This is a genomic window from Brevibacillus sp. BC25 (genome assembly GCF_000282075.1).
GTDB lineage: Bacteria > Bacillota > Bacilli > Brevibacillales > Brevibacillaceae > Brevibacillus.
In genome coordinates this window covers 1-24,168 of record NZ_AKIX01000047.1, presented here as the reverse complement: position 1 = coordinate 24,168, position 24,168 = coordinate 1, and the positions used below count along the sequence as shown (strand labels likewise).

The following is a 24,168-nucleotide window of genomic DNA, read 5'->3' as shown; positions in this document are numbered from 1 at the left end:
CCCTTACGCTTTGCGTCCAAATAGTCCTTCTGGCTTCAAGAGCAAAATGAGAATGATCAAGCCAAAAGCAACCGCATCCCGATACGACGAGTCTCCGTACGCGACAGTAAACACCTCGATAATACCGAGCAATACGCCACACACCATAGCTCCAGGAATGCTGCCTACTCCGCCTAAAATCAAAACAGCCAAACCTTTGAAGCCAAGCGTCATCCCCATCGTCGGAATGAGAGCAGAGTACGCCATCCCGATCAATATGCCGGCTACGCCTCCCAGTGCCGAAGCAAGCATAACGGTCACGACAATGACCATATTCGTGTTAATCCCCAAAATATTTGCTGTATCCGTATTTTCAGCCGTCGCGCGAATGGCTTTTCCCATTTTCGTTTTTTGAATCCAGAAATGCAGGACGAACATCAGCAACACAGAAATCGCCAAAATAACGAGATCGACGCTGCGAATTTGGATGAGCCCCAAGTCAAAAGTGGCATCCCCAAAGGATTGTGGGAACGCACGGGAGTCAGCACCAAAAAACTTGTGCATGGCTTCCTCCATCAAAATGGCAAATCCGATCGTACTAATCAAGGATGCCAGATGGGGTACATTTTTTTTACGAAGGGGGCGAAGCGCCGTATACTCCAGCACGAGACCCAAAATGGCCGATATCACGACCGCCACGATCAGCGCTACCCCTAAAGGCATATTCAGGCTGGTCATCAATACCAAGCCAACCAGTGATCCAAAAATAAAAATTTGGCCGTGTGCCATATTAATGATTCCCAAGACACCAAAAATGAGCGTATAGCCCAATGCAATCAATGAATAAGTGCTACCAACTGTCAAACCGTTGACTAATTGTTGCCAAAACAAATGCCTCACCTCACTGTTAAGTGGTTAACATCCAACGAAGATCGAGTTATTCTCGCTGGATCAGCAAGCGAAGAACTTCATCTGGTACTTTCTGATCCAGCGAGATAACTATAGAAAAAGAAGCCCGGAGCGACCCCGGGCACGATCCTATTCAAACGGGACGAATTTGCCTTCTTTTGCGACAACGACAACCGCATCACCAATCGGATTGCGTTTCTCGTCAAAAGACAGTTTGCCGGATACACCTGTGAAGTCTTTCAGCTGAGCCAATTGTCCGCGCAATTCTTCGCGATCTGCTTTTCCTGCGGCAAGCAGTGACTGCGACATGATATACAGCGAGTCGTATGCTTGGGCAGCGAACTGGTCAGGCTTTTTGTTGTATTTGGCTTCGAATGCTTTTACGAAGGCTTGTACTTTATCATCTTTCTTTTCAGGGCTGAATGGAGTCGCAACGATCAAGCCCTCAGCAGCTGGTCCTGCAATTTCAAAAACTTTCGGATTATTGAAACCATTTCCACCGAGAATTGTCCCTGTAAAGCCCAACTCACGTGCTTTTTTCACAACCATAGAGCCTTCTTTGTACAAAGCGGACACTAGCAAAGCGTCTGGGTTTGCTTGCTTCAGCTTAGTCAATTGGGCCGAGAAATCCACATCGCCATTTGCGAAAGTCGCTTCACTGGTAATCTCCAAGCCCAGCTTTTCAGCGGTTGCTTTCATGACCTTGTAACCATTCACGGAGAAATCATCGTTGGATGCATGGATGAGTGCTACTTTTTTCAAGCCATTTTTCTCCACGGCTGCTTTCATAGCTGTCGGGATCGCAATGGATTCAGGCAAAGAATTGCGGAACACGTACTCCCCGATATCATTGATTCCTTCTGACGTGTTGGAGATACCAAAAATCGGGGTTTCCGCCTCGTTTGCAACTGGTCCTGCTGCAAACATTTCACCGGAAAGTGTCGGTCCGATGATCGCCACAACATTATCCTGATTAATCAGTTTATTTACCGCATTAATCGCGCCTTCTTTTTCTCCGGCGGAGTCTTCAAACTTCAGTTCGATCTTGAGCTTGCCTTTGTTTGCTTCATTCAGCTCGCCCAACGCCAGCTCCAATCCTGCTTTTTGTGCTTCTCCATAGGCTGCGCCAGATCCTGAGAGGAAACCAACGACACCGATTTTTGCTTGAATCTCTTGTCCGTCGGCGCTAGCTGCTTGTCCAGAGCCACCTTCTCCTGCTGCAGGAGCACTTGTATTTCCTCCGCTCGAACATCCGACCATCAATACCGCCCCTAGCGAAATCGCCGCCAGCGAGCGCATCAAATGAAATCCCTTCATTAGAAAAGCCCCCTCTATTTTCTAAATAAATTGAATATATGAAGTTTAATCAAAGTATTCTAAAAACGCAATTATTTTCGCTCAAGTAAACTTAATTTTTTGACAAACGATCGTTCAGAATTCCGCATCAGTCCATAAAAAAAAGCGGCACCTTACATGCCGCTTTACTCATTGCATTGCTCTTACAGATGTTTGCCTACAGTTGCCATGAGCGCTTCTTTTGGTTGGAAGCCGATCACTTTGTCAACTGGTTGACCGTCTTTGAATACGATCAGTGTTGGGATGGACATTACGCCAAAACGACCAGCAGAATCTGGGTTGTCATCCACGTTTACTTTGACGATTTTGAGCTGGGAGCCCACTTCACCATCGATTTGCTCCAGTACAGGAGCGATCATTTTGCAAGGGCCGCACCATGGAGCCCAGAAGTCAACCAGGACTGTACCGCCTTGCTCTACTTCCTGGGAAAAGTTTTGGTCGGTAGCATTTACAATTGCCATAGAAGTTACCTCCTTGAATTTCAATTACTAAATAAAGGTTCCTAACGGTTATCAGTATATCATTCAAACACCAAATTGACTACGCCGCTCCACACTTTGCCCTACACTTCTCGCTATAGTCTGTCCAGTCAGGCCGCACCTTATTGCCCGACTTGTTTGAGCCGGTTAATCTCCCGTTCGTGGTCACTAACTTTCCGATGCAGCAGATCAAGGTCTGCATCGATATTTTTATTTTGGCGTTCCAACCTGTCTAATCGTCGCGTAGCGTCATCGCGGAATTCGTACATCTCATCACGAAACACGTACACCTCATCACGAAAATCATACATTTCTTTCTTAAACTCGCGTAGCTCCTCCTGTGTTTCTTTAACCAATCGGTTATTCTCTGCCACCATGTGTATCAGTTGTTGCAAAAGCTGTTCGCTCATCCCGATCACCTCTCCTTACTGCCTATTATACCAAGCAAGGAAAACATAAAGTAAGCCTTACGGACAAAAAAAGCGCCCCAAAAGGAGCGCCTTGTTACCGTTTTTCTGTTATACCAACACTTTTTTAAACTCAGCCGTCAGCAATGGCAGCACTTCGAACAAGTCACCTACGATACCGTAATCAGCCACTTGGAAGATTGGCGCTTCCGGATCTTTGTTGATGGCTACGATGACTTTTGAGCTGGACATACCAGCCAAGTGCTGAATCGCTCCCGAAATCCCGCACGCGATATACAGATCAGGTGTAACAACCTTACCTGTCTGTCCGATCTGCATGGAGTAATCGCAATAGTCTGCGTCGCAAGCGCCACGTGATGCACCAACAGCTGCACCGAGTACTTCCGCCAGATCGTACAACGGCTGGAAGCCTTCTGCACTCTTCACTCCGCGCCCACCGGAAATCACGACTTTTGCTTCGGAAAGGTCTACTTTGCCGCTTGTTTTTCTTACAACATCTTTAACGATCGTGCGCAAATCCTTGATATCCAATTCAACTGGTACCACCACTGCCGTTTTCGAAGGGTCAGCAGCGCCGATGGCAATGTTGTTTGGACGAATCGTAATAAATGTTGTTCCATCAACGAATTTGCGCGTTTGCGTCGCTTTTCCTGCATAGATCGGGCGAACGAAGACAGGACCCGCTTCTACACTTGTTACGTCCGAAACCAGACCATAACCGAGTCTCGCTGCTACGCGAGGTGCGATATCACGACCGATCGCGGTGTGACCCAAAACAACTGCGTCTGGAGAAGCCAGTTCAATCAACTGCGCGAGTGCCTGCACATACGCATCTGGCGTGTACTGTGCCAACGCTGTATGATCAGCCGTATATACCGTGCTCGCACCGTGATGACCCAATGTCACTGCATGCGTTGCTGCATTTGCTCCGAATACACCTGCTACGATTTCGCCGCCTTCAGCCAATGCTTGTGCTGCAGTCAATGCTTCCAGCGACACGTTGCGAAGTTGTCCGTCACGTACTTCTGCCAATACAAGTACTTTTTTCATGGATATCCTCTCCCTCTCGCTTAGATCACTTTCGCTTCATTGCGCAACAGTTGCACTAATTCCGACGTTTGAGCTGCCAATTCGCCAGAGAGAATGCGACCCGCCTGCTTTTTCGGAGGCAATGTCTGATCGACGATTTCTGTCTTTGCTTTTACCTCATCCGCAGTAATTCCCAAATCGTCTGCACCGAGTCTATCCAATGGTTTTTTCTTCGCTTTCATGATACCGGGGAGAGAAGGATAGCGCGGCTCGTTGAGTCCTTGCTGAGCCGTAATCAAAACAGGAAGGCTCGTCTCCACAACTTCCAGGTCCCCTTCTACATCGCGCTCTACGCGTACGTTCGTCCCGTCCACCTCTAGCTTCACAGCAGTCGATACATGGTTAATTCCCAGTTCTTCTGCCAGACGAGGACCGCCTTGGCCAGCCCCGGAGTCTACAGCCATTTGTCCACCAATGATGATATCGAAGCCAACCTTTTTCGCTACTGCAGCCAATACTTTGGCGATCGTGAATTCGTCTCCGAACAGAGACTCGTCATCCACCAAAACAGCCTTGTCTGCACCCATTGCCAAAGCAGTACGCAATGCACTTTCAGCACGATCTGGGCCGACGCTGATCACGGTTACTTCGCCGCCGTGATCTTCCTTGAGCTTGATCGCCTCTTCTACAGCGTACTCATCGTAGGGATTAATGATGAATTCAACGCCATCTTCGGAAATTTGCCCGTTTTGGATGACGATTTTTTCTTCTGTGTCAAACGTTTGTTTCAACACAACCACGATATTCATCAGGATGCCTCCTCCTTAGTGGTACCTCATACTTGTGAAGCTATATGCTTAACTACCGATCTGCGAATTGCGGCTTGCGCTTCTCGAGAAAAGCAGTCACGCCTTCTTTTACGTCCTCCGTCGCGAATGCATCGCCAAATAGCTTTGCTTCTTGCTCTAAGCCTTGTGACAACGATAGCTCCGTTGTGTTATGGATGGACGTTAGGGCAAACTTCAGGGTAATCGCGCTCTTACTTGCGAAAACAGCCGCCAGCTTCTGCGCTTCTGCAAGCAACTGCTCTACGGGATAAACCGCTTCCACAAGACCGATACGCAGAGCTTCCTCGCCACCGATCATCTCAGATGTGAGAATCATTTGCGTCGCTTTGCCACGACCAACCAGACGTGGTAGACGTTGTGTACCACCGTAGCCAGGAATGAGTCCGAGATTCAACTCAGGCAGCCCGAGCTTGGCTTCAGGTGCTGCAAAGCGGATATGGCATGCCAACGCAAGCTCCAAACCTCCGCCAAGGCAAGCGCCGTTAATTGCTGCAATGATTGGCTTCGGGAACGTTTCCAAGCGATTAAACAATGCTTGACCCTTCTTCGCCAGTTCTTCTGCATTATCCCGATTCAGTTGGGTAAATTCTTTGATGTCTGCTCCTGCAATGAAAAACCGACCTTCGCCAGTCAAAACGATTGCTTTGATTTCATCGTTATTTTCCCACTGGTCCAAAAGTTCACTCAATTGACCGAGCACTGCTTGACTGAGTGCGTTAGCAGGCGGGTTGCTAACCGTAACCGTAGCAACGCGATCAACGATTTCTACATTCCAATGCGACGCCATTCCTCTCCCCCCAAACTCTCTCCATATATAAAAACAGCTACTTCTTTCGATCCGAGCGATCGCTCAGTCTTGCTGTTTCCATTGTAACAAACGTTTTCATGCAAAAAAAGCTTTTCTTTTCATTCTTTTCCCTTCATACCAAGCAGGAAGAGGTTATGAATGGAATCAACATAAGAGACAAGGTCGTACTTGCACTGTTTCATCACCCAAGATGTCGTCACTTCGTCCAGCGTTCCAAAAATCATTTTTCGCGTAATCCGCACCTCGAGATCGGATCGGAATACGCCCTGTTCCATACCCTCTACGATCACTTCGTCAATGAGGTTGAAATACTGCTTCATCACGTTGCCGATTCCTTCACTAATGATCGGGCTGGATTGGCGTAGCTCGATTTGCGTCACTTTTGCCAGATCCTGGTCCATGGATAGCTGGCTTAAGTGTGCATGAATGAGTACATACAGCTTTTGCTCAATGGTCGTCGCTTCCGAAATGCGTTTGCGGTTTGTCTCTACAAACTGGCCCATCTTTTCGTTAAACAGTGAAATCAAAATATCATCCTTGTTTTCAAAATAGAGGTATATGGTGCCGTCTGCTACCTTCGCCTCTTTTGCAATTTTCGATACCTGGGCACTGTAATAGCCCTGTTTGGCGATTACTCGAACAGCAGCATCAATAATGGCTTGATACTTTTCCCCCGTTTTCTTTGCCATAACTACCTCCATGTTTACTAACATTGATGACGAAATGAATGATCACTCATTCATAATTAGTGTATTACAGGGCCACTCCTCTGTCAATCGCAAGAGGTCAGCAAAAAAGGCCGCTTTCCGCCTGGGATCGCAAGCCTCAAAACATCAGCTACTAGCTCGTTTTGATTTCTTCCTGGGCTTCTCTTTTCTTCTTGTCTTCTTCTTGTAATTGACGACGCAGTACTTTTCCGACCATGGTTTTGGGCAAATCTGTACGAATCTCGTATTGTCTCGGAATCTTATAGGCGGCAAGTCTCTGTCTGCAATGCGCTTCCAGATCCTCTTCACTCGCGAGCTGTCCATCCTTGAATACGACGTATGCTTTGACTGTTTCGCCCCGGTACGGATCTGGGACACCGATGACTGCTGCCTCCTGGATGGCGGGATGCTCAAACAGCACTTCTTCTACTTCGCGCGGATAAATATTGAAGCCACCGGCTATTATCATGTCTTTTTTGCGATCTACGATATAGAAATAGCCGTTTTCGTCCATATAGCCCATATCTCCCGTCAAAAACCAGCCATCCTTCAATACGGCGGCGGTATCTTCTGGGCGATTCCAATAGCCGAGCATGACTTGGGGTCCTTTTACGGCCAACTCTCCGACGTCGCCTTGGGGCATCTCATCTCCCGTTGCCGTATCCACAATTCGGCAATCCGTATCTGGCCACGGCATTCCGATGCTTCCAGTAATGCCTTTTTCCCAAATGGGATTAGAATGTGTTACGGGAGAAGCCTCCGTCATCCCATAACCCTCGACCAGCTTGCCGCCCGTCAACTTCTCAAATTTGAGCTTGACTTCGATCGGCAACGGAGCGGATCCACTGACACATGCGTCGATGGAAGAAAGGTCATGTTTCTTCAAGTCCGGGTGGTTGATGAGACCGATATACATGGTTGGTGCCCCTGGGAAAAGAGTAGGCTTCCGTTTATCAATCATTTCAAATATTTGTTTCACGTCGAATTTGGGAACGAGAATAATTTCTGCTGCGATACAAATGCCTTTGTTCATCACGGTAGTCATCCCATACACGTGGAACAGCGGGAGCACACACAAAATCCGTTCCTGTCCCTTTTTCAGCTTGTAAAGGACCGCTTGGCACTGGACTGCATTCGCAATGAGGTTGGCGTGCGTCAGCATGACGCCTTTGGCAACACCTGTTGTCCCCCCTGTATACTGGAGGAGCGCGATGTCCTGGGTCGGATCGACTGGTACTTCAACAGGCTTGGTAGCGCTTTCTTTTAATACAGAAAGAAAAGGCTCAATATCTGCGCTGTATGTAACCTGCGGATTTTGTCCTTGTTTCTTCTGCACGAACGGATATAGCCATTTTTTCAATAAGGGAAGGAAATCGCCAATGCTTGTGATGATGATTCGTTGAAGTGAGGTAGATGCACGGACTTGGGTAACACGTTTGTACAACAAATCCAGTGTGATGATGGTCTCGGCGCCTGAATCGTTCATTTGGTGAATCAATTCTCGCTCGGTATACAGCGGGTTGGTCATGACCACGATCGCGCCTGCAAAAAGCGCTCCGTAGTAGCTGATGACGGCTTGAGGAGTATTTGGTAGCATAATCGCCACGCGGTCGCCTTTCTTTACACCGCGCTTGATCAATGCATTGGCAAATTGGTATGACAACTGCAAAAGCTCTCGATACGTAATGCTTTTTCCCATGAAATAGATCGCGTTACTGTCTGGATACATAGCTGCAGACTGCTCCAGAAAATGCGTCAAAGGAACACGGGGGTAATCCAATGACGGCGCAGTTTCGGGCGGGTAATTGGCAATCCAAGGCTTGGCATTTGACATGGTCATTCCCTCCATCCCTTAAATGGCCTTGCCTCTCCCTATGATCTACATTCATAATCTCTTCCTAATGACTATTGTATTCGAAACATATCCAATTTTCCAACTAAAATCATGTACTTTCCATCTGGGACAAGACATTCGACGAAAAAAAGGACGCAGCCCTTGATGAAAGCCGCGTCCTTTGCCCTTATGCTGTATGTGTCTTACGGTGTTACTTCCTTGATAATTTGCTGTCGTGCTCTTTCCCGTTCAGCTGTGGGGACGAGATGATACCAGCCAACGATGCCATTATGCCAAATGCGCTCATCCTGCCCGACCAATGTATCAGCTTGAATGGAGTTCGGAGTGCCATCGCCATAGGACAATAACAGAGAAGCGATTTCCTGCTCAGTGAGGTCCGTTTTCACATGCTGACCCAGTATTTCCATGAGTGAAAATGCCTTGGTATACACTTGGAGTGAGGTGCCTTTAGAAGCCAATGCTTTGAGAATCTCCTGCTGTCGGTCAATCCGCATGTAATCACTGTCTTCCTTGCCTAGATCACTTTTGCGATAACGAGCGTAATCCAATGCCTGCTCACCTGATAAAGTCTGCAGCCCTGGTTGAATGTCGATGTACGTGTCGTCGCTCGGATCGCTGTACTTCATACGTTTCTTCACATCGACAGTGACACCTCCCAGCTCGTCCACAATTTGACGGAAGCCATCGAAATCTACGGAGATATACCGATCAATTTTTAGTTGCAAAAATTTTTCTAGCGACTCTTTCACCATCTTTGGACCACCAAAAGCCATCGCATGGTTCACCTTGTCATATCCTTTTCCCGGGAGCTCCATGTAGCTGTCACGTGGAATCGCCAAAAGGTAGACGGATTGCTTCCCGGGATGAATCGCCGCAAGCATCATTGTATCTGAACGTGCACTTTCCCCGTCTCGACTATCCACACCAAGAAGCAGGGCGACGAAAGGCTTCAATGGTTCTGTTCCTGTCAAAAGATCACGTGGAGGAAGGGAAACAGCTGCCTGTTTTGCGCTCCCTTTGGCTCCATCAATCGGAGCATACCACTGATTTGTCATTTGCTTATATTGATAGGCACTGTAGGCAACCAGCAGCAACGCCCCGATCGCCAAACAGGATAAGGTATGAAACGCAATCTGTTTTCCATGTCGCTTGAAAAATGACCATATAAACATGACAAAGCCTCCCCCTTTGCTTCCATTTTTAACAGGGGAGACTTCGTTTAAACCTATGTGCGTTCGACAACCATCGCCATACCCATCCCGCCGCCAACACAAAGGGCAGCCAAGCCTCGTTTCAGCTGTCGCCGCTTCATTTCGTGCAGCAAGGTTACGACAATTCGGCAGCCAGTAGAACCGACAGGATGACCTAGCGCGATGCCGCTTCCGTTCACATTCGTTATTTCCCGCGGTAACTCCAGCAGTTTTTCCACGGCGAGGTATTGCGCGGCAAAGGCTTCGTTTACTTCGATCAGTTCGATATCCGCGAGCGTCAAACCCGCTTTTGCCAATGCACTCTTCACTGCTGGAACGGGTCCATATCCCATCAAATCAGGCTCTACCCCCGCTACTGCCCACGAGACAATTCTGCCGAGTGGTTCGATACCGAGCTCTCTCGCTTTTCCTTCTTTCATCAAAACGGCTGCGGACGCTCCATCGTTGAGCCCAGATGCATTGCCTGGCGTCACTGTACCATTGTCACGAAAACTTGGTCTTAGCTTCGCGAGACTTTCCAACGTCACTCCCCTGCGAGGGAATTCGTCTTCCGTTACGATGGTTTCTTCGGTGCGCTTTTTAATTGGGACTCCGATAATTTCTTCGGCAAACATACCGCTATCTATGGCGCGGATCGCATTTTGCTGACTGCGCAAGGCAATCTCATCTGACTCCTCGCGCGTGATCCCATAACGATCGACCAGACGTTCTGCTGTCTCGCCCATCAGGATTTGATGGTGGGGGTCTGTTAACAACTCCCACATCGCATCGGTCATTTCCCCATGTGTCAATCGTTTGCCCCAGCGCGCATTTTTCAGGACATACGGGGCGTTGCTCATGCTCTCTACGCCGCCTGCCAAGACGATTTCACTGTCGCCTAAAAGGATTTGGGAAGCGCCGCTCGCAATCGCTTGCATGCCAGATGCACATTGACGTTGAATCGTGTAGCCCGTCACTTCTTTCCCCAACCCTGCATCCAATGCTGCCACTCGCGCTATGTTTGGCTCGTCTGTACGTTGAATGCAATTTCCTAAAATGACTTCATCGATCAGAGAAGCCTCCAGGCCAGATCGAGCCATGACACCGCGAATGACGGTTTCTGCCAGCTTGCGAGCGCTTACATCTTTCAGGACGCCACCAAACGTACCGATTGGCGTACGTCCGGCAGCAGCAATGACAACCTGCTCCATTGTTTTCCCCTCCATTGAGTACCCTATTTTCTTTATTTTCTCACACGGAAGTTACAAGGCAGTTCTAAGCGATGTTTTTCAATACAACGGTAACCCATTCGTCTTTTTGACTTTCTTTCTCTACTTGGAAGCCCGCCTGTTCAAATGTGGCGATGACAGCTTCCCGATTCCATTCCACAATTCCGGAGAGAATCAAAATTCCTTCAGGAGCCATTCGCTCCGTAATCATCGGAAGCATCGCGACATTTTCATCGCCTCCGATGTTGACCAGAATGACATCAGCTTGGTCAGGCAATTGAGACTTCACTGCGTCCTCGCTCGCATCCCCAATCATGACTTGTACAGCGTGGTCAGGAAGGTGGTTATTCGTTGCATTGACGAGAACCTGATACTCGCTTTGTGGATTAATATCAACTGCCCATACAGGATGCTTCGCTCCATTCAAAGCGCAGTACAAAGAGAGAATTCCTGAGCCAGCTCCTACATCAATGACTTGCTTACCCTCCAGATCCATTTCTTGCAAAAACAAAAGAATGTCCTGCGTCGTTCCATGATAGCCGGTTCCGAATGCAGCACCTGGATCGATCCATAGGATATGCCGAGCTGACTCCAGCGCTGCGGGGTCTGTCCACGTTGGTGCCACCCACCAGTCGCCTATTTTGACTTCCCGGAACTCCTCTTTCCACGATTCATTTTCTTCAGCTACGAGTTCTACTTCTTTTATGGTGACTTGTCCATTCCAGCGTTGAATGTAGGTCTTCAGGCGAGCTACATGCTCCTCTTCACGATCGTGCTGGGGTTCAAATAAATACCCAACAAGTGGACCTTCCGTATTTTCTGCGTAATCATATCCGTTTTCCGTTGCCAGTACTTCTATTTGCGGTTCGATCCAGCCAAGCGTGTAGGAGCTGGTCAAAACCTCTGCCACAAACAAATCCTCAATCTCAGGTTCCACTAGTAATGTGTATTTGAGCCACATGCTTTCCATGATGAAAAATGCTCCTTCCCTTTTGCTGTCATTCGTCCCTATTCTTGCGGACATCTATTCACTCATATGTGGATGGTAAGGATGATAGAGAACATGGTATGATAGTAGAATGGACTAACATAACCGCAGGGAGGCTTACCATGTTTGACGAATTTTTTTACCGTCGCCGCAAAAATAAGGGGCTATTCATCGTCATGATTGCCCTCATTGTTCTTGGCATCGGCATGTTCGGTATGGGTTTCCTCTATATGTTCTCGTAAGTGGGAACAACATCATTATACCCTACGAACCGCGCTGCACCCACTGTATCTGTCAAAACAATTGGAGCGTGAAGTTTTCTACTGTGGTTGCTTTACTTCCCCTTGTTTACTCGATTATACTTGAGAATGTATTTTTCCTGTACGTTTGATATAGAAAGAAGGTTCACTCCATGTCGCGAATTCTCATCTCCGGGTACTACGGCTTTAATAATGCCGGAGACGATGTGGTCCTGTACGGCATCATCAGCTCTCTTAAGCGGGAACAACCAAATATCTCTCTCGCCGTCTTGTCCAATCAGCCTGATCGGACTGCGGAATTGTTCGGGATTGAAGCCTATAACCGCTGGAGCTTTGGAACCATCGTCCGCGAGCTTTCGCGAAGTGACATGCTGGTGATGGGCGGCGGTACACTGATGCAGGATGTAACCAGTCCGCGCAGTGTCCTCTACTATTTGGGCATCGTCACCATTGCCAAGCTTTTAGGTAAACCCGTGGTCTTTTACGCACAAGGATTTGGCCCCATCCTCAAGTCGCTCAGTCGCACGATGATTAAACGCGTGGTGAATCACGTCAACATCATCACGGTTCGCGACTACGAATCAGGGGAGGACTTCAAAGCCTGCGGCGTAAAAAAAGCCCCTATCTATATAACAGCTGACCCTGCTCTGACGATATCCCCAGACGATATTGCTGATCAACGGGGAAAAGAGCTGCTCTATGGTATGTTTGATGATCCTTCCAAGCCTTTAGTCGCCATCTCTGTCCGGGACTGGAAGCAGGAACAGCAATTCAAACAGAAGATAGCCCGAGCAGCAGATTGGTTTATCATGCGCGGATGGAATGTTCTCTTCCTGCCGATGCATGTCCCTAGTGATTTGGCACCGTCCCAGGAAATTATGGACCAGATGAGCCAACCAGGAGCACGTCTTCTCGATGCGCCTGTTACTTTTCATGACATTATGTCGGTACTGAAGCAATGCAACTACGTCGTTGGTATGCGGCTTCACTCGCTTATTCTTGCGTGCATGCTGCGGATCCCTTTTATCGGCATCTCCTACGATCCGAAAATTGATCGATTCGTAGAACGCGCTGGAATGCCCAATGCTGGTCATATTACTACACTCGATGAAACTACACTTTTGACCTTGCTCGCTGAAAAACTGGACAACCTCGATCACGAAATTGATGTGGTAACGAAGCATTCCCATCTGTTAGCAATCGAAGCTTCCAAAAGCAGTGAACTTGTTCTACAGGCGCTGCGTAAATAAGGCTGACCTGGAAAGGAGGACATCATGTCCTTTTCTTTACAAGTGTTACTTGGTTTAAATCGATTATTTCCTCTCCCCGTTCACCCTTTCAACCTGGCAAACAACGGGGAAATGAGCTATACCGAATGGCAATTTCAAAAAGGGGATCAAACCATTCAGTTTTTCCTCCCCTTCCATTCACAGGAGCAAATGTTCCGTGACCAAACGGTTTTGGACATCGGCTGTGGCGGCGGGGGAAAAACCTGTTATTACGCCACCTATGGTCCTAAAAAAATGATCGGCATCGACATCGTCCCCCACTACGCGGAGGAAGGAAATGAATTCGCGAAGAAAAAAGGACTGGATCATCTTGTCTCCTTCATGACTGGTGATGCCGCGAGAATGGACTTCCCGGACAACACGTTCGATACGATCATCATGAATGACGCGATGGAACACGTAGGCGAACCGGAAAAGACGCTGGAGGAATGCTTTCGGGTATTGAAGCCTGGAGGTCACCTCTATATCAATTTTCCGCCGTATTATCATCCATACGGTGCTCATTTGTCAGATGCGATCGGCATTCCTTGGGTGCATGCTCTCTTCTCGGAGCAAGCCTTGATTGATGCCTACAAAAAGCTAGTCCGCGACTTGCCAGACGGTTCTGACCGGATTGCTTTTCGTTTCGACAAGCTACCTGATGGCAGAGATACGATCTCGTACATCAATCGCATGACGATCAAACGGTTTCGAAAAATTCAACAAGGCGTGGTTCAGCCTGCGGTTTACCAGCGAGAGATTCCATTGCGCAATCAGTTGCAGACCTTGGCGAACTTACCTGCTACCCGTGAATTTTTCGTAAAAATGGTCGTCTGTGTTTATCAAAAAACGAAATAAGCAAGATCACAAAAACCCCTTCCTCCGTTTGTGGAGAAAGGGGTTTTTTCGATTCTATCAATCGTTATTCGTATTGGACTTTAACGAGGAAGCCTGTTTCTTTCGAATGAATTGAATAAAGGTGCGCAGCTTGTTTCCGCCTGGCAGCCAGTCCAGCTCCTTATCCTCAATGAGTGGAATGATAATAAGCAGTCCCAAGTAGACAACAAGTCCTACACCGACTCCAGCGACGGTCTCTATCGCTCCCAAAATGCGCACTGGTTCTCTTCCCCTGAATAGGAAATCTACTACTTCAGTCGCTCCCCAAGCCAGAATCAGCATGAGGTTAGCCACCAGTAACGGATAAATGGTATCAAAGCGCCAGTTTATCGGAATCGATACGTAACGGTTGATGACTCGCATATTGAGTACGCAGACAAATGCAGTAGCAACCAGCCATGACAGGGACAAGCCGTCCATGCCGAACATCGAGGTAAACACGAGTGTCGCCAGTACTTTTACAATGACACCATACAGCAGATGACGCGCAGGGATTTTTTCTTTGCCGATCCCTTGCAAAATACCGTTTGTAGCAAGCAACAAGGAAAGCGGGATCGCCGTGATGCCTAAAATCGCCATTGCACGTGTGCCTTCCATATCACCATACAACGCCAGATTCGCCCCTTCAGCTACAGCTGTCAGTCCAAGACCCGCAGGTAAGCCGATTAGCCAAGCAAAGCGCAGGGAGAGCTTGGTCAAGGTCGTAATCCGTTCCTGATCCTTTTGTCTGATCGCTTCGGCAATAGCAGGCACGATCGAGAGAGCAATCGACGATCCGAACAAGCTCGCCATTTGCAGAAGTGGTCCTCCCCTGCTGTAAATGCCAAACCACGTATCCGCCGTCAAGCCGTCCACATTCCATATGTAGCGGAAGATGTTAATCGCCAGGAAGGAATCGGTCAGGCTGAAAATCGGGATAACCAAGGCGCTGACACAAATCGGCCAGGCAATTCGCCACATCGAGGCGAAGAAGGCACGATCATACCACCAGGTAAGGCGTCCCCACTCTGCTCCGCTAAATACGGAATTTTTCCGGTTGTGGAGCCACATGAGTAACGCTAGAAACCCGAGACTTAAAAATGTACTGATCATCGTACCGAAGTTCACTCCGGTAATCACTGTATCCGTATCTTCACCGAGTGACACGAGATACAGGGAAGCTACCAAAATAAATACGACACGCAACGTCTGCTCTACGATTTGCGAGAGCCCGACAACCAACATTTTTTGATGGCCGTAGAAAAAGCCGCGAATAACCGCAATCAAGGGAACGAACAGCAGCGACATGGAAATCGCCCGAATTGGCTCAATCAAATGCGGATTCCCCATGAGCTTTGCGATGAGTGGGGAGCTTGCGTACAGGAGTGCAAACAAGACAAGTCCGATGGCGCCCATCATGACCATGCTACGGGCCAAAATTTGTCCAATAGAGCCTTGCTTTCCTTCAGCCAATGCCTCTGCAATCACCCTCGACAACGCTACTGGCACACCTGCTGTCGCCAATATGAGAAAGGTCAGGTAGAGAGGATATACTTCCTGATAGAGTCCGAGACCTCTGTCGCCCACTATCTCCTGAAGCGGAATCCGATAAAACATCCCGATAACTTTTGACAAAATCCCCGCAATGGCTAAGATCAACGCTCCCGCGAGAAAATGACTTTTTTTCAACATGGGTAACTCCTTTATTCGTCTCTTTGACTGGACACCCGTGGGGCAGCACCAATCGACATGAACCCACTCTCTATCCTACTATCATTTCCCTCTTCCAGCAAACAGGTATATCGATGGAATTTCGCAGGAATACTGGTGAAAAACAGATTCCATTGATTTTTTTTAATCGTCAGCCTGTGTGATCTGTGAGTAGGAGGGGATATTATGCCCACAACCGGATTTTTGATCCGCCATGTACAGTGGCCGTTAATGGAGGCTTTGAAAGGAAATCGCATCCGTCCTTATATAAAAGAATTGCAAGCAGCCGAGCATCTATCTACCGAAGAGCTTAACGTGCTGCAGCGAGAAAAGCTAGTGAAGCTACTCGATCATGCGATACAAAACGTACCGGCCTACACTTCCTTCGCTCCAGACTGGAGCAAAATGCGGGAGATGCCTGAACGCTTTTTGCAGCGTATTCCTGTTCTGACCAAAGCACACTTTCGGCAAAACGCTGATCAATATATGAGCCAAGGCCTACAAACAAGCGGGCTCATTGGAAATCGTACAGGAGGCTCCACAGGTGAGCCTACCCATTTTTATCTCGATCGTCCAACTGTCGAGCGATATGAAGCTGCGCGCTGGTTGGGGCTATCCTGGTACGGCATTCGCATAGGTGACCCATGTGTGATGATTTGGGGTTCGCCACTCGAATTAAACGCCCAGCAAGCTCGCCGCTACCGCTGGAAGGACCGCTGGTTGAAAAACCGCATGATGATTTCTGCCTATGAACTGGACGACAGACATGTAGAAGCAAACCTGCGCCTCATCCGGAATTTCCAACCAGCCTATTTATACGGCTACGCCTCCGCTCTTCATACGCTCGCCACGATGATGCTACGACGTGGCATGACACTCGGAATCCCTCTCAAAGCCGTGGTCTCTACAGCAGAAAGCCTGCACGAACACCAGCGGCAAACAATTGCCCAAGCTTTTGATGCGCCTGTTGTGAATGAATACGGCGCCCGTGACGGCGGAATTATCGCCTATCAATGCAAGGCTGGGAGCATGCATGCCTTTTCCGGGAACTGTTATTTGGAGGTAGTCGATCCCATTACGCATATTCCCGTCTACAAAGGGCACCCAGGAGCACTGCTTGTCACAGACCTGCACAATACCGTGATGCCCCGCCTGCGCTACCAATTAGGAGATGTCGTCGCGCTTTCTGATTCAGTCTGCTCATGCAATCTCCCTTTTCCACTGCTTGCTACGATCGATGGCAGAGAAGACGACATGTTCCTATCGTTAAACGGCCGCTACGTGCACGGACATTATTTTAATCACATCGTGCGCAATATGGACAGCTTCCGCACCTTCCAGATCATCCAGCATGAGCCGGAGCGACTGAGCCTGAGACTGGTGAAGGAGCCCGAACGTTTTTTACCTGCCGATGAAGCCAAGCTTTTGGCAGGAATTCGCTCAGCATTAGGTCAAGTGAGCATCCAAGTTTCTTACGTGGAAACCATTCCCCCTGCAAGCTCGGGTAAGACTCGTTATGCAATCCGGGAATTCCCCCTTACGAGCGCCCTTCCGCTGGAGTAGACCGCTTGCGTACTTTTTGCAGCAGCTCTGATACAAGTGGCTCGCGAACCAAAATGAGCACCACGAGATATAAAAGAGCAGCACCAATAATTCCTAGCGGCAAATACAACCAGACAGGCCATGCGGATAACCATGGATCGATGAGCAAAATAGCACCGGCCATAACTGCGCAGCCCAAAATGGTTTTCCCGGCAGTCATGAGGAAATTCGCTCGTACAGGGCTGCCTACCGCTCTCCATAGCAAAACAAAGAGCAGGAGCGCTTGACTGATAGCTGAAACTGCATTAGCCAGGGCAATTCCGCCATGACCAAGCAATGGAATTAGCAACCAGTTGGCAAGAGCATACACACCGATCCCGATCGCCCCGATAATAACGGGTGTCTTCGTGTTTTCCAGTGCATAAAAGGCGCGAGTCAGCAAGTCTCTCGACGCTAAAAAGAATAGTCCCACACCGTAAAACGGCAGTGCCCACGCTGTCAAAGCGACAGAACGCTCATCGAACGCACCGCGCTCAAAAGCTAGTCGGATAATAGGCTCTGCGTATAGCGCAAGTCCGACCGTCACGGGCAACAGCAAAATGAGGAGATAGGCAAGTCCCTTTTGCAGGATTTGCTTCATCTCCGTCATTTCCCCCCGCTTGACGTGACTAGCCAACAGTGGGAATAACGGCAACGTAAACGCCCCGACAAAAATAGCCAGAGGCAATTGCATGATCTGGTTCGCATTGGCGAGAGCGGAAACGACACCCGTTCCGAGTCCTTCTGCGAAGCCTCGTTCTAAAAAGGTTGTGGCTTGAGCTACAACCGCACCAATCAAAATCGGAATGACGCGCTCGCCCATGCCTTTGAGAGCAGCGTCCTCACGCCAAGCGAAAGAGAAGCGCTGCTGATAGCCGAATCCGCGCAAAGTCGGGAGAATCGGCAACAGTGCAGCCAAATAGCCCATTGTCGTAGCCATCGCCAAACCAATCGAGCCATACATCGGAACGAGCACATACATGCTGACAATCACCAAAGCTCCATTGACTACCGTGCCAAGCGTCGGTGTAAAGAAATGCTGGTGAGCATTGCAGATACTCGACCATAGCCCTGTTAACCCGATGAAAATAGCTGATGGCCACATCCATTGCAGCATGCTAGCCGTGAGTTCCAGCTTCTCACCTGTCAGTCCGAACATCCCAGCAAGCTCGTAAGAAAAGACAACTCCTAAGATAGACAGAGTAACGAATATACCCAAAATCATCGTGAGCATCTTCTGATACAAGTCAGTCGTCCGCTCTCCTTTTTCCATCATGCCTCGCATCGTCGGAATCAGTACAGCATTGACTGCTCCCGGTATGACCAAGAACAGCGTCAGCGGGATCGTTGCCGCGATATTAAACGCATCGGCCTCCATCCCGGTACCGTACAAGTTGGATACATACACACTGCGAAAAAAGCCTAGAAGCCTTCCTACGAGAGTCAGCACGACAATCATGGAAGCGATTTTTAACAAACTCATGTCCACTTATCTCCTATCCCTATTCGAAACCCTTCGTTCCAGGCTTTGTTCTAACCCTCAAACTACCTAGTTATCATATCTTATTTCTACCTTTCCTACCAACCTCTTTCCCCCGGCTTGCTACTGGGTTGTCAGATTCATTATAATAGGTAGGTTAATCCCTACCTGTAGGAGGACTACAATAAAAATGAGAGAAACCGTGTTGAAGTGGGGAAGCCAATCAACTACTTGGTTGTATTTGCTTTTGGCCTATCCAGTAATCGATTACGTCTTGCGACAGATTCTACCGATTCCAGTCATATCTTCTTTGTGGGATGAAGGACTGCTCATCGTCTTGATGCTGTTTACATTCGTTGCGTTTTTACAGTCAAATCGGACGATGCCTGGAATCAAACATTGGCTTGGAGCCTTTTTCATCCTCGGAGTTGCCATCATGGTGACAGACATGGCGAACTGGGAAGCGAGCGTAGAAGGATTCCGTTCCGTCTACCAGTACATCCTCGCCTTTTTCATGGGCTTCTATTTATTGAAGTCGATGGAAGACCTAGACAAGTTCATGAAGGGACTTGTGCTGGTTGGTTTCGTAGCGGCACTGTATGGTGTCCTGCAAGTCATCGTAGGCGTCAAAACACCTGAGTCATGGGTGCAGGAAGGGGAAGCAGTTACAACGCGTGCATTCTCCTTCGTAACGAGCCCGAACGTATTGGGCAGCTATATGGCGTTGGTTACACCGATTGCCGCTGGTCTATTCATGACGGCGAAGGATCGCAAGCAAAAATGGATTTGGGCCATCGTTGCGCTGACGACTTTGCTCGCCATGCTGTTAACAAGTTCCCGCGGTTCTTGGTTTGCCCTTGCCTTTGCTGCATTTGTTTGCTTCTACATATGGAACAAACGAGTCGCAGGGTACTTGGTGATCGCAGGGATTATCGGACTTGTAGCCCTGTTCTTCGTTCCTGATTCTGTTCCGCTTGTCGGAAAAGTAAAAGATCGCATTTTCACGCTGTTTACACCTGAATACTTTGAATCTAGCAGCCAAGGCGGACGCGTTGGTCGCTGGGGCGAAGCCTATGACAAAATGCGCATCGAGCCATTGTTCGGTGTTGGGCTCGGCCATCACGGCGGAGCGGTTGCTACTCGCCATTTCGGAACGATTTATTCAGACAGTTATTTCTTCAAAAGTCTAGCTGAATACGGTCTGATTGGGATCATCCTGTTAATCGGAACTGTACTCACCATGTTCAAGTATGGTGCCGGACTTATCCGCAACCTCCAGGGCTCGCCGCACTTTTTCGCGATTCTCGGACTGCTGGGCGGATTAATCGCGGTAGCAACGCATAACCTCGTGGAAAACATTTTCGAGGTGCCGTTCATGGCCCTCTATTTCTGGCTGTTTGGCGGCTTCCTGTGCGCATTATTCGTCGACCAGACACAAAATAAAAGGTGGTGAACGCATGCGCCGCAATCCTATTCTCCAAACGATAAGCTGGGCTCTGTACGCCATTGCCCTGTTTCTCATTTACCATTTGCTCGTCAAGCCTGCGTTCCTTGATTTAACCTGGATCGCCTTGCTCATATTCTTACCACTGCTGGCGTTTTGCTACTTTGTGGTGCATCCTTCTGAACGTCGTCAGGTGTTGGTGTTTACCATCGGCTTCTTGCTCTTGGATCGTGCGCTGACCCGCGTCGATGTGAAAACGACTGCTGCTCTCTTGATCGGTGGAGCAATCGCCATCATCGTGATTGCGCTTCTCGTGAAATGGTATGGACGCCTCAACTGGCGTGCAGTCGGCTCGTTGGTTCTGATCGCCCTCTTGGCGAATGTGACATTCAACAGAGATACACTGACTGCACTGAGCAACTTTACCGTGAAATACGAATCTGAGCGTTTATACAACGGAGATTGGGTCGATTACTTCCCGCTCACACTACACGACGTCAATGGCGATGGCAGCATGGAGATCATCACGTACGGCAATGCCGAGGAGCTTCCACTGCCTGAAGAAATTGAAAAACCAGAGACGGAAGAAGAGAAAAAAGCAATGGCGGAAAAGCTGCGCCATTTGCAGGCTGAACCTGTTTCTCTTTACGTCCTGACCTGGAAAGACGGCCAAATGGTGCGGATGCCGAATGACCAGATCCCGGCAGATACCTTGGAGATCATCAAGGAAAAATTGCCGACCGATTACCCGGGCTTCCCCTATTACACGATGAAAGACGGTCAGTTGGTACCGAATGTACAACGCCAACCATATGCGGAAGGCATGATGCAAATCGGAACGGCACCATATCGTGCGTTTATGCTGGATATGGAAAACATCGCAAACCTGCTGGAGGAAAACGAAGGCAGTATGGACCTGCGTCAAACACTCGGCTCGAAATACACGGATCTGCATATCAAGGATGGTATGCTGACAGGAAACTACGAAGGCAAGCCTTTTGGCGGCACGACAAAAGCAACGAAGCTGATGACCACCATGATGCTGCCAGATGGCCGCGAGGGACTCGTTGTCATGGGCGAGCACCTGAGTGTACTGTCTGTCGAGCCAGATGGCACACTGACAGAATCGTACACACTCACACGCAAACAGGCTGAATTGGCAACAGGCGAGTTCATTCCTGCTGATATCGACAACGACAAGGTCGATGAACTACTCGTTGCAGGAAAACCTTCGTACATCTTGAAGCCGAAGCCAGACGGCACGTGGGAGATTTTGTGGGCTAGCGGAGATCGCGACAAGAGCTTCCGCTTCTCTAACTTCGCTACCATCGGCAACAACGAAAAGCCTGAGATCATAGCCAAAGCAAAGAGCTGGGTAAGTACTACAGATTCTCGCTATTTGGCTGGCTATGACTACACACCAGAGGGTCTGAAACAAAACTGGCGCATTTACTTGCCGTTGATCAATGTCCAAATCGGAGATATCGACGGCGACAAGAAAAACGAAATCGTTGCGAACATGTACAATACACATCGCATTCTGGTGTTCAAGCAGCACAACATTCCAGTATTCGGACTCACAATCGCACTATTCGTGGGACTCTTGGGATACGGAGTCGTAAGGAGGTTCCGCCATGCGTAAAGCTACGAAAGCATGGGCACTGCTCGCTGCCATCTGCACAGCCTCCCTGCTCGGTGGCTGCACCTATGAATCAGGGACGAAGGCTTTTGCCACCACCAATTTTGACCAGAAGCCAGATCAAACGACCACCGTACAAACCGAGTCAGGTGCGGAGTGGCTGAAAACGGCTCTGGAAAAAGGCAAGACGGATAAAGAGGCACAAACCTACTGGTACAAGGGCCATGTAAAAAATACGATCCTGTCCCGCTCCACAACGAGTATGTTCAATGGAGCTGTCATCAACGGGAAAGGCTACAATGTGGATGCCCGCATCGCAGCACAACCGTATTCGTACTATCGGATTCACGACAAGCGCTACATCAAGGCAAATGAGCAGTTTGTAACCGCTCCGGATGAGCCGCTTGCCTTCGACGTATTGAAAGGCTTCGAGGACTGGCTGCCTTTCATGGACCAGGCCGTCCAATTGCCTGAGGAAAAAGTAATTGGCGTCGTCAGCGTTCCGTTTCAATTGAAAATGACCGGAGCTGATTGGTTGAAAAACAGCCAAAGCCTGCTGTTTGAACCACTGAAAAAACAACTGGGAGATCGTCCTGATCTGGATTACATCTTGAAAGAATCCACGATCAAAACAACATTCTGGTTCGGCAAGGAAGACCGTCGGATCCACCAGTACGAGACATGGATCATCCTGCCGCTGCCTGAAGCCGGAACGATGGACCAGCAAGTGATGTTCAACCTGTTTAAATACGGCGATACGGGTGGCATTCACATCAAAGAACCGGAAGAAGTAGAAAAATATTTGCTGTACTAAAAAAGTCTGCTACCTTTGCGTGGCAGCAGACTGATAGGTACGAATCAGGACCTGGCGATTATCGTCAGGTCCTTTTATTTTGAAGCAGAAGAAGTATGTCTGTCACGAACAAAACCCCGCAGCCTTCAATGGCTCCGGGGCTATACTGTACAATTATTTTACCAGTTCATCCATCAATTGCGCCAATTGCTTCGCCTGTTCACGGCGCTCGTACGGTTTCACACGCTCTGCAAAATCCGCTCCGCGCTCCTCGCTACCCGTTTGTCCTTGGGCTTTCCACTCCTGATACAGCTTCAGGTACGCTTGCTTGATCTCGTCTTTTTGCTCTGGATCGGCTACTTGACCGAGACGGAAATCTTCAATAATCTCTGTCGCTTCGCCTCTTTTGTTCAGAGCAAGAATCGGGTTGCCGATCCCCATGTATTCGTAGAGCTTGCCCGGAATATACGCTCCGGCGTCAGCGGACACATCCCCGATCAGCAAGAGGGCATTAGCGCCTTTCATCAGTCCGAGCGCTTCTTTATGCGGCAGGTTTCCCAGTACACGAACGATGTCACCCAGCCCCAATGCTTCTACACAGTCGCGATTTTCGGAATACCCCGGATAATCGAACACCCCGGCAAAGCTGAGCAAGAGAGCATTTCGGTCTACTGCTTTTTCATCGATGAGTTCCCGGATGGCTTGCAGGAGGAGGCGTGGGTTGCGCTTTTGATACAAAATACCTGCGTACACCGCATGAAATTTGTCCGGAGCAGCATGGCTGGCAGCCAGCCCTTGAAAATCAGCCTGATCAAACCCATTGTAGATCAGCTCCATCCGCTTGATGCGGTCCTGGTGCTTCTCGCGAAAATTATAGGCGAAGGTCGCGGTAACGGTCGTGATCGCATCCGCTTGGGACATCACCGCCTCCTCCATTCGCTCTTCCATGCGCTCTCGCCATTCGATGCCAGAGGTGTGCATATTTTGCGTCCACGGATCACGGAAATCCGCTACCCATTTGCAGTCAAACTCACGGGAAAGCTTTTTCGCAATCAAATGGTTCGTTACTGGTCCCGATGTGGAAAAAATCATGTCGATCTTTTCACGGCGCATAATTTCCCGCCCCAGCTTAAGCGCATTCGGCATCCACAGGATCTGGTCGTCTGGAATCAACAAGTATGGCTTTACTTTTTTCAGCACATTGACGATCTGTTTTTTTACCTTCGCCTTGAACGAAGGCTGTGTTGGTGTGGACGTTGTATTGGCACTAGCTGATGCGGCTTGTCCCCCTCGATTCGGCAGCAACTGCCAC

The 24,168-nt window shown here is 48.9% G+C and carries 21 protein-coding genes; 6 read left to right on the top strand and 15 right to left on the bottom strand.

Going from position 1 to position 24,168, the window contains the following annotated elements:
* Positions 1-3: 3 nt before the first annotated feature.
* The 12 genes from PMI05_RS13820 to PMI05_RS13765 form a co-directional block, all read right to left on the bottom strand.
* Positions 4-870, bottom strand: coding sequence for a branched-chain amino acid ABC transporter permease (locus PMI05_RS13820; protein WP_007722432.1), 867 nt, complete (start codon positions 868-870; stop codon positions 4-6).
* A gap of 147 nt (positions 871-1,017) precedes the next feature.
* A complete protein-coding gene (locus tag PMI05_RS13815; protein WP_007722430.1) occupies positions 1,018-2,205 on the bottom strand; it encodes an ABC transporter substrate-binding protein in 1,188 nt (395 codons plus the stop codon).
* A gap of 182 nt (positions 2,206-2,387) precedes the next feature.
* Complete coding sequence (gene trxA, locus PMI05_RS13810; protein ID WP_228088322.1) at positions 2,388-2,729, bottom strand: thioredoxin; 342 nt, start codon at positions 2,727-2,729, stop codon at positions 2,388-2,390.
* 116 nt (positions 2,730-2,845) lie between these two features.
* On the bottom strand, positions 2,846-3,133 hold the full coding sequence (locus PMI05_RS13805) for a hypothetical protein (protein WP_007722425.1): 288 nt from the start codon (positions 3,131-3,133) through the stop codon (positions 2,846-2,848).
* Between the two features lie 108 nt (positions 3,134-3,241).
* On the bottom strand, positions 3,242-4,201 hold the full coding sequence (locus PMI05_RS13800) for an electron transfer flavoprotein subunit alpha/FixB family protein (RefSeq protein ID WP_007722424.1): 960 nt from the start codon (positions 4,199-4,201) through the stop codon (positions 3,242-3,244).
* Positions 4,202-4,221: 20 nt separating this feature from the next.
* Positions 4,222-4,989 carry an electron transfer flavoprotein subunit beta/FixA family protein gene (locus tag PMI05_RS13795; RefSeq protein WP_007722418.1) on the bottom strand — a complete coding sequence of 256 codons (768 nt, stop codon included), beginning with the start codon at positions 4,987-4,989 and terminating at the stop codon, positions 4,222-4,224.
* Between the two features lie 52 nt (positions 4,990-5,041).
* Positions 5,042-5,815, bottom strand: coding sequence for an enoyl-CoA hydratase (locus PMI05_RS13790; RefSeq protein ID WP_007722416.1), 774 nt, complete (start codon positions 5,813-5,815; stop codon positions 5,042-5,044).
* Positions 5,816-5,934: 119 nt separating this feature from the next.
* Complete coding sequence (locus PMI05_RS13785) at positions 5,935-6,525, bottom strand: TetR/AcrR family transcriptional regulator (protein WP_007722414.1); 591 nt, start codon at positions 6,523-6,525, stop codon at positions 5,935-5,937.
* Positions 6,526-6,676: 151 nt separating this feature from the next.
* Positions 6,677-8,377: an AMP-binding protein gene (locus PMI05_RS13780; protein ID WP_007722412.1), complete on the bottom strand. Its 1,701-nt coding sequence runs from the start codon at positions 8,375-8,377 to the stop codon at positions 6,677-6,679.
* 203 nt (positions 8,378-8,580) lie between these two features.
* A complete protein-coding gene (locus PMI05_RS13775) occupies positions 8,581-9,570 on the bottom strand; it encodes an LCP family protein (RefSeq protein WP_007722410.1) in 990 nt (329 codons plus the stop codon).
* Positions 9,571-9,623: 53 nt separating this feature from the next.
* Positions 9,624-10,799 (bottom strand): acetyl-CoA C-acetyltransferase, encoded by a 1,176-nt coding sequence (locus PMI05_RS13770; RefSeq protein WP_007722408.1) that lies wholly within the window; start codon positions 10,797-10,799, stop codon positions 9,624-9,626.
* A 64-nt stretch (positions 10,800-10,863) separates the two neighbouring features.
* The gene (locus tag PMI05_RS13765) at positions 10,864-11,787 is read right to left on the bottom strand and encodes a 50S ribosomal protein L11 methyltransferase (RefSeq protein ID WP_007722403.1); all 924 of its coding nucleotides are present in this window, start codon (positions 11,785-11,787) and stop codon (positions 10,864-10,866) included.
* A 430-nt stretch (positions 11,788-12,217) separates the two neighbouring features.
* On the opposite strand from PMI05_RS13765, the gene csaB reads away from it, so the two are divergent.
* Positions 12,218-13,315 carry a polysaccharide pyruvyl transferase CsaB gene (gene csaB, locus PMI05_RS13755; protein ID WP_007722401.1) on the top strand — a complete coding sequence of 366 codons (1,098 nt, stop codon included), beginning with the start codon at positions 12,218-12,220 and terminating at the stop codon, positions 13,313-13,315.
* 24 nt (positions 13,316-13,339) lie between these two features.
* Positions 13,340-14,191, top strand: coding sequence for a class I SAM-dependent methyltransferase (locus tag PMI05_RS13750; RefSeq protein ID WP_007722400.1), 852 nt, complete (start codon positions 13,340-13,342; stop codon positions 14,189-14,191).
* Positions 14,192-14,248: 57 nt separating this feature from the next.
* Here PMI05_RS13750 and PMI05_RS13745 read toward each other — a convergent pair whose 3' ends face one another.
* Positions 14,249-15,901 carry a polysaccharide biosynthesis protein gene (locus tag PMI05_RS13745; protein ID WP_007722399.1) on the bottom strand — a complete coding sequence of 551 codons (1,653 nt, stop codon included), beginning with the start codon at positions 15,899-15,901 and terminating at the stop codon, positions 14,249-14,251.
* Between the two features lie 204 nt (positions 15,902-16,105).
* On the opposite strand from PMI05_RS13745, the gene PMI05_RS13740 reads away from it, so the two are divergent.
* Complete coding sequence (locus tag PMI05_RS13740; protein ID WP_007722398.1) at positions 16,106-17,482, top strand: phenylacetate--CoA ligase family protein; 1,377 nt, start codon at positions 16,106-16,108, stop codon at positions 17,480-17,482.
* On the opposite strand, the gene murJ is transcribed toward PMI05_RS13740, so the two are convergent.
* Positions 17,457-18,983: a murein biosynthesis integral membrane protein MurJ gene (murJ, locus tag PMI05_RS13735; protein ID WP_007722396.1), complete on the bottom strand. Its 1,527-nt coding sequence runs from the start codon at positions 18,981-18,983 to the stop codon at positions 17,457-17,459. The genes PMI05_RS13740 and murJ overlap by 26 nt on opposite strands.
* A gap of 187 nt (positions 18,984-19,170) precedes the next feature.
* On the opposite strand from murJ, the gene PMI05_RS13730 reads away from it, so the two are divergent.
* Genes PMI05_RS13730 through PMI05_RS13720 form a run of 3 tightly spaced genes read left to right on the top strand, consistent with a single transcriptional unit; the run spans position 19,171 to position 22,877 of the window.
* Positions 19,171-20,433 (top strand): O-antigen ligase, encoded by a 1,263-nt coding sequence (locus PMI05_RS13730; protein ID WP_007722394.1) that lies wholly within the window; start codon positions 19,171-19,173, stop codon positions 20,431-20,433.
* A 4-nt stretch (positions 20,434-20,437) separates the two neighbouring features.
* Complete coding sequence (locus tag PMI05_RS13725; protein ID WP_007722392.1) at positions 20,438-22,066, top strand: hypothetical protein; 1,629 nt, start codon at positions 20,438-20,440, stop codon at positions 22,064-22,066.
* Positions 22,059-22,877: a hypothetical protein gene (locus tag PMI05_RS13720; protein WP_007722390.1), complete on the top strand. Its 819-nt coding sequence runs from the start codon at positions 22,059-22,061 to the stop codon at positions 22,875-22,877. Before PMI05_RS13725 ends, PMI05_RS13720 begins: the two co-directional genes overlap by 8 nt.
* Before the next feature lie 153 nt (positions 22,878-23,030).
* Here the strand turns inward: PMI05_RS13720 and PMI05_RS13715 are convergent.
* The coding region (locus PMI05_RS13715) for a glycosyltransferase (RefSeq protein WP_007722388.1) at positions 23,031-24,168 on the bottom strand (1,138 nt) is incomplete at its 5' end.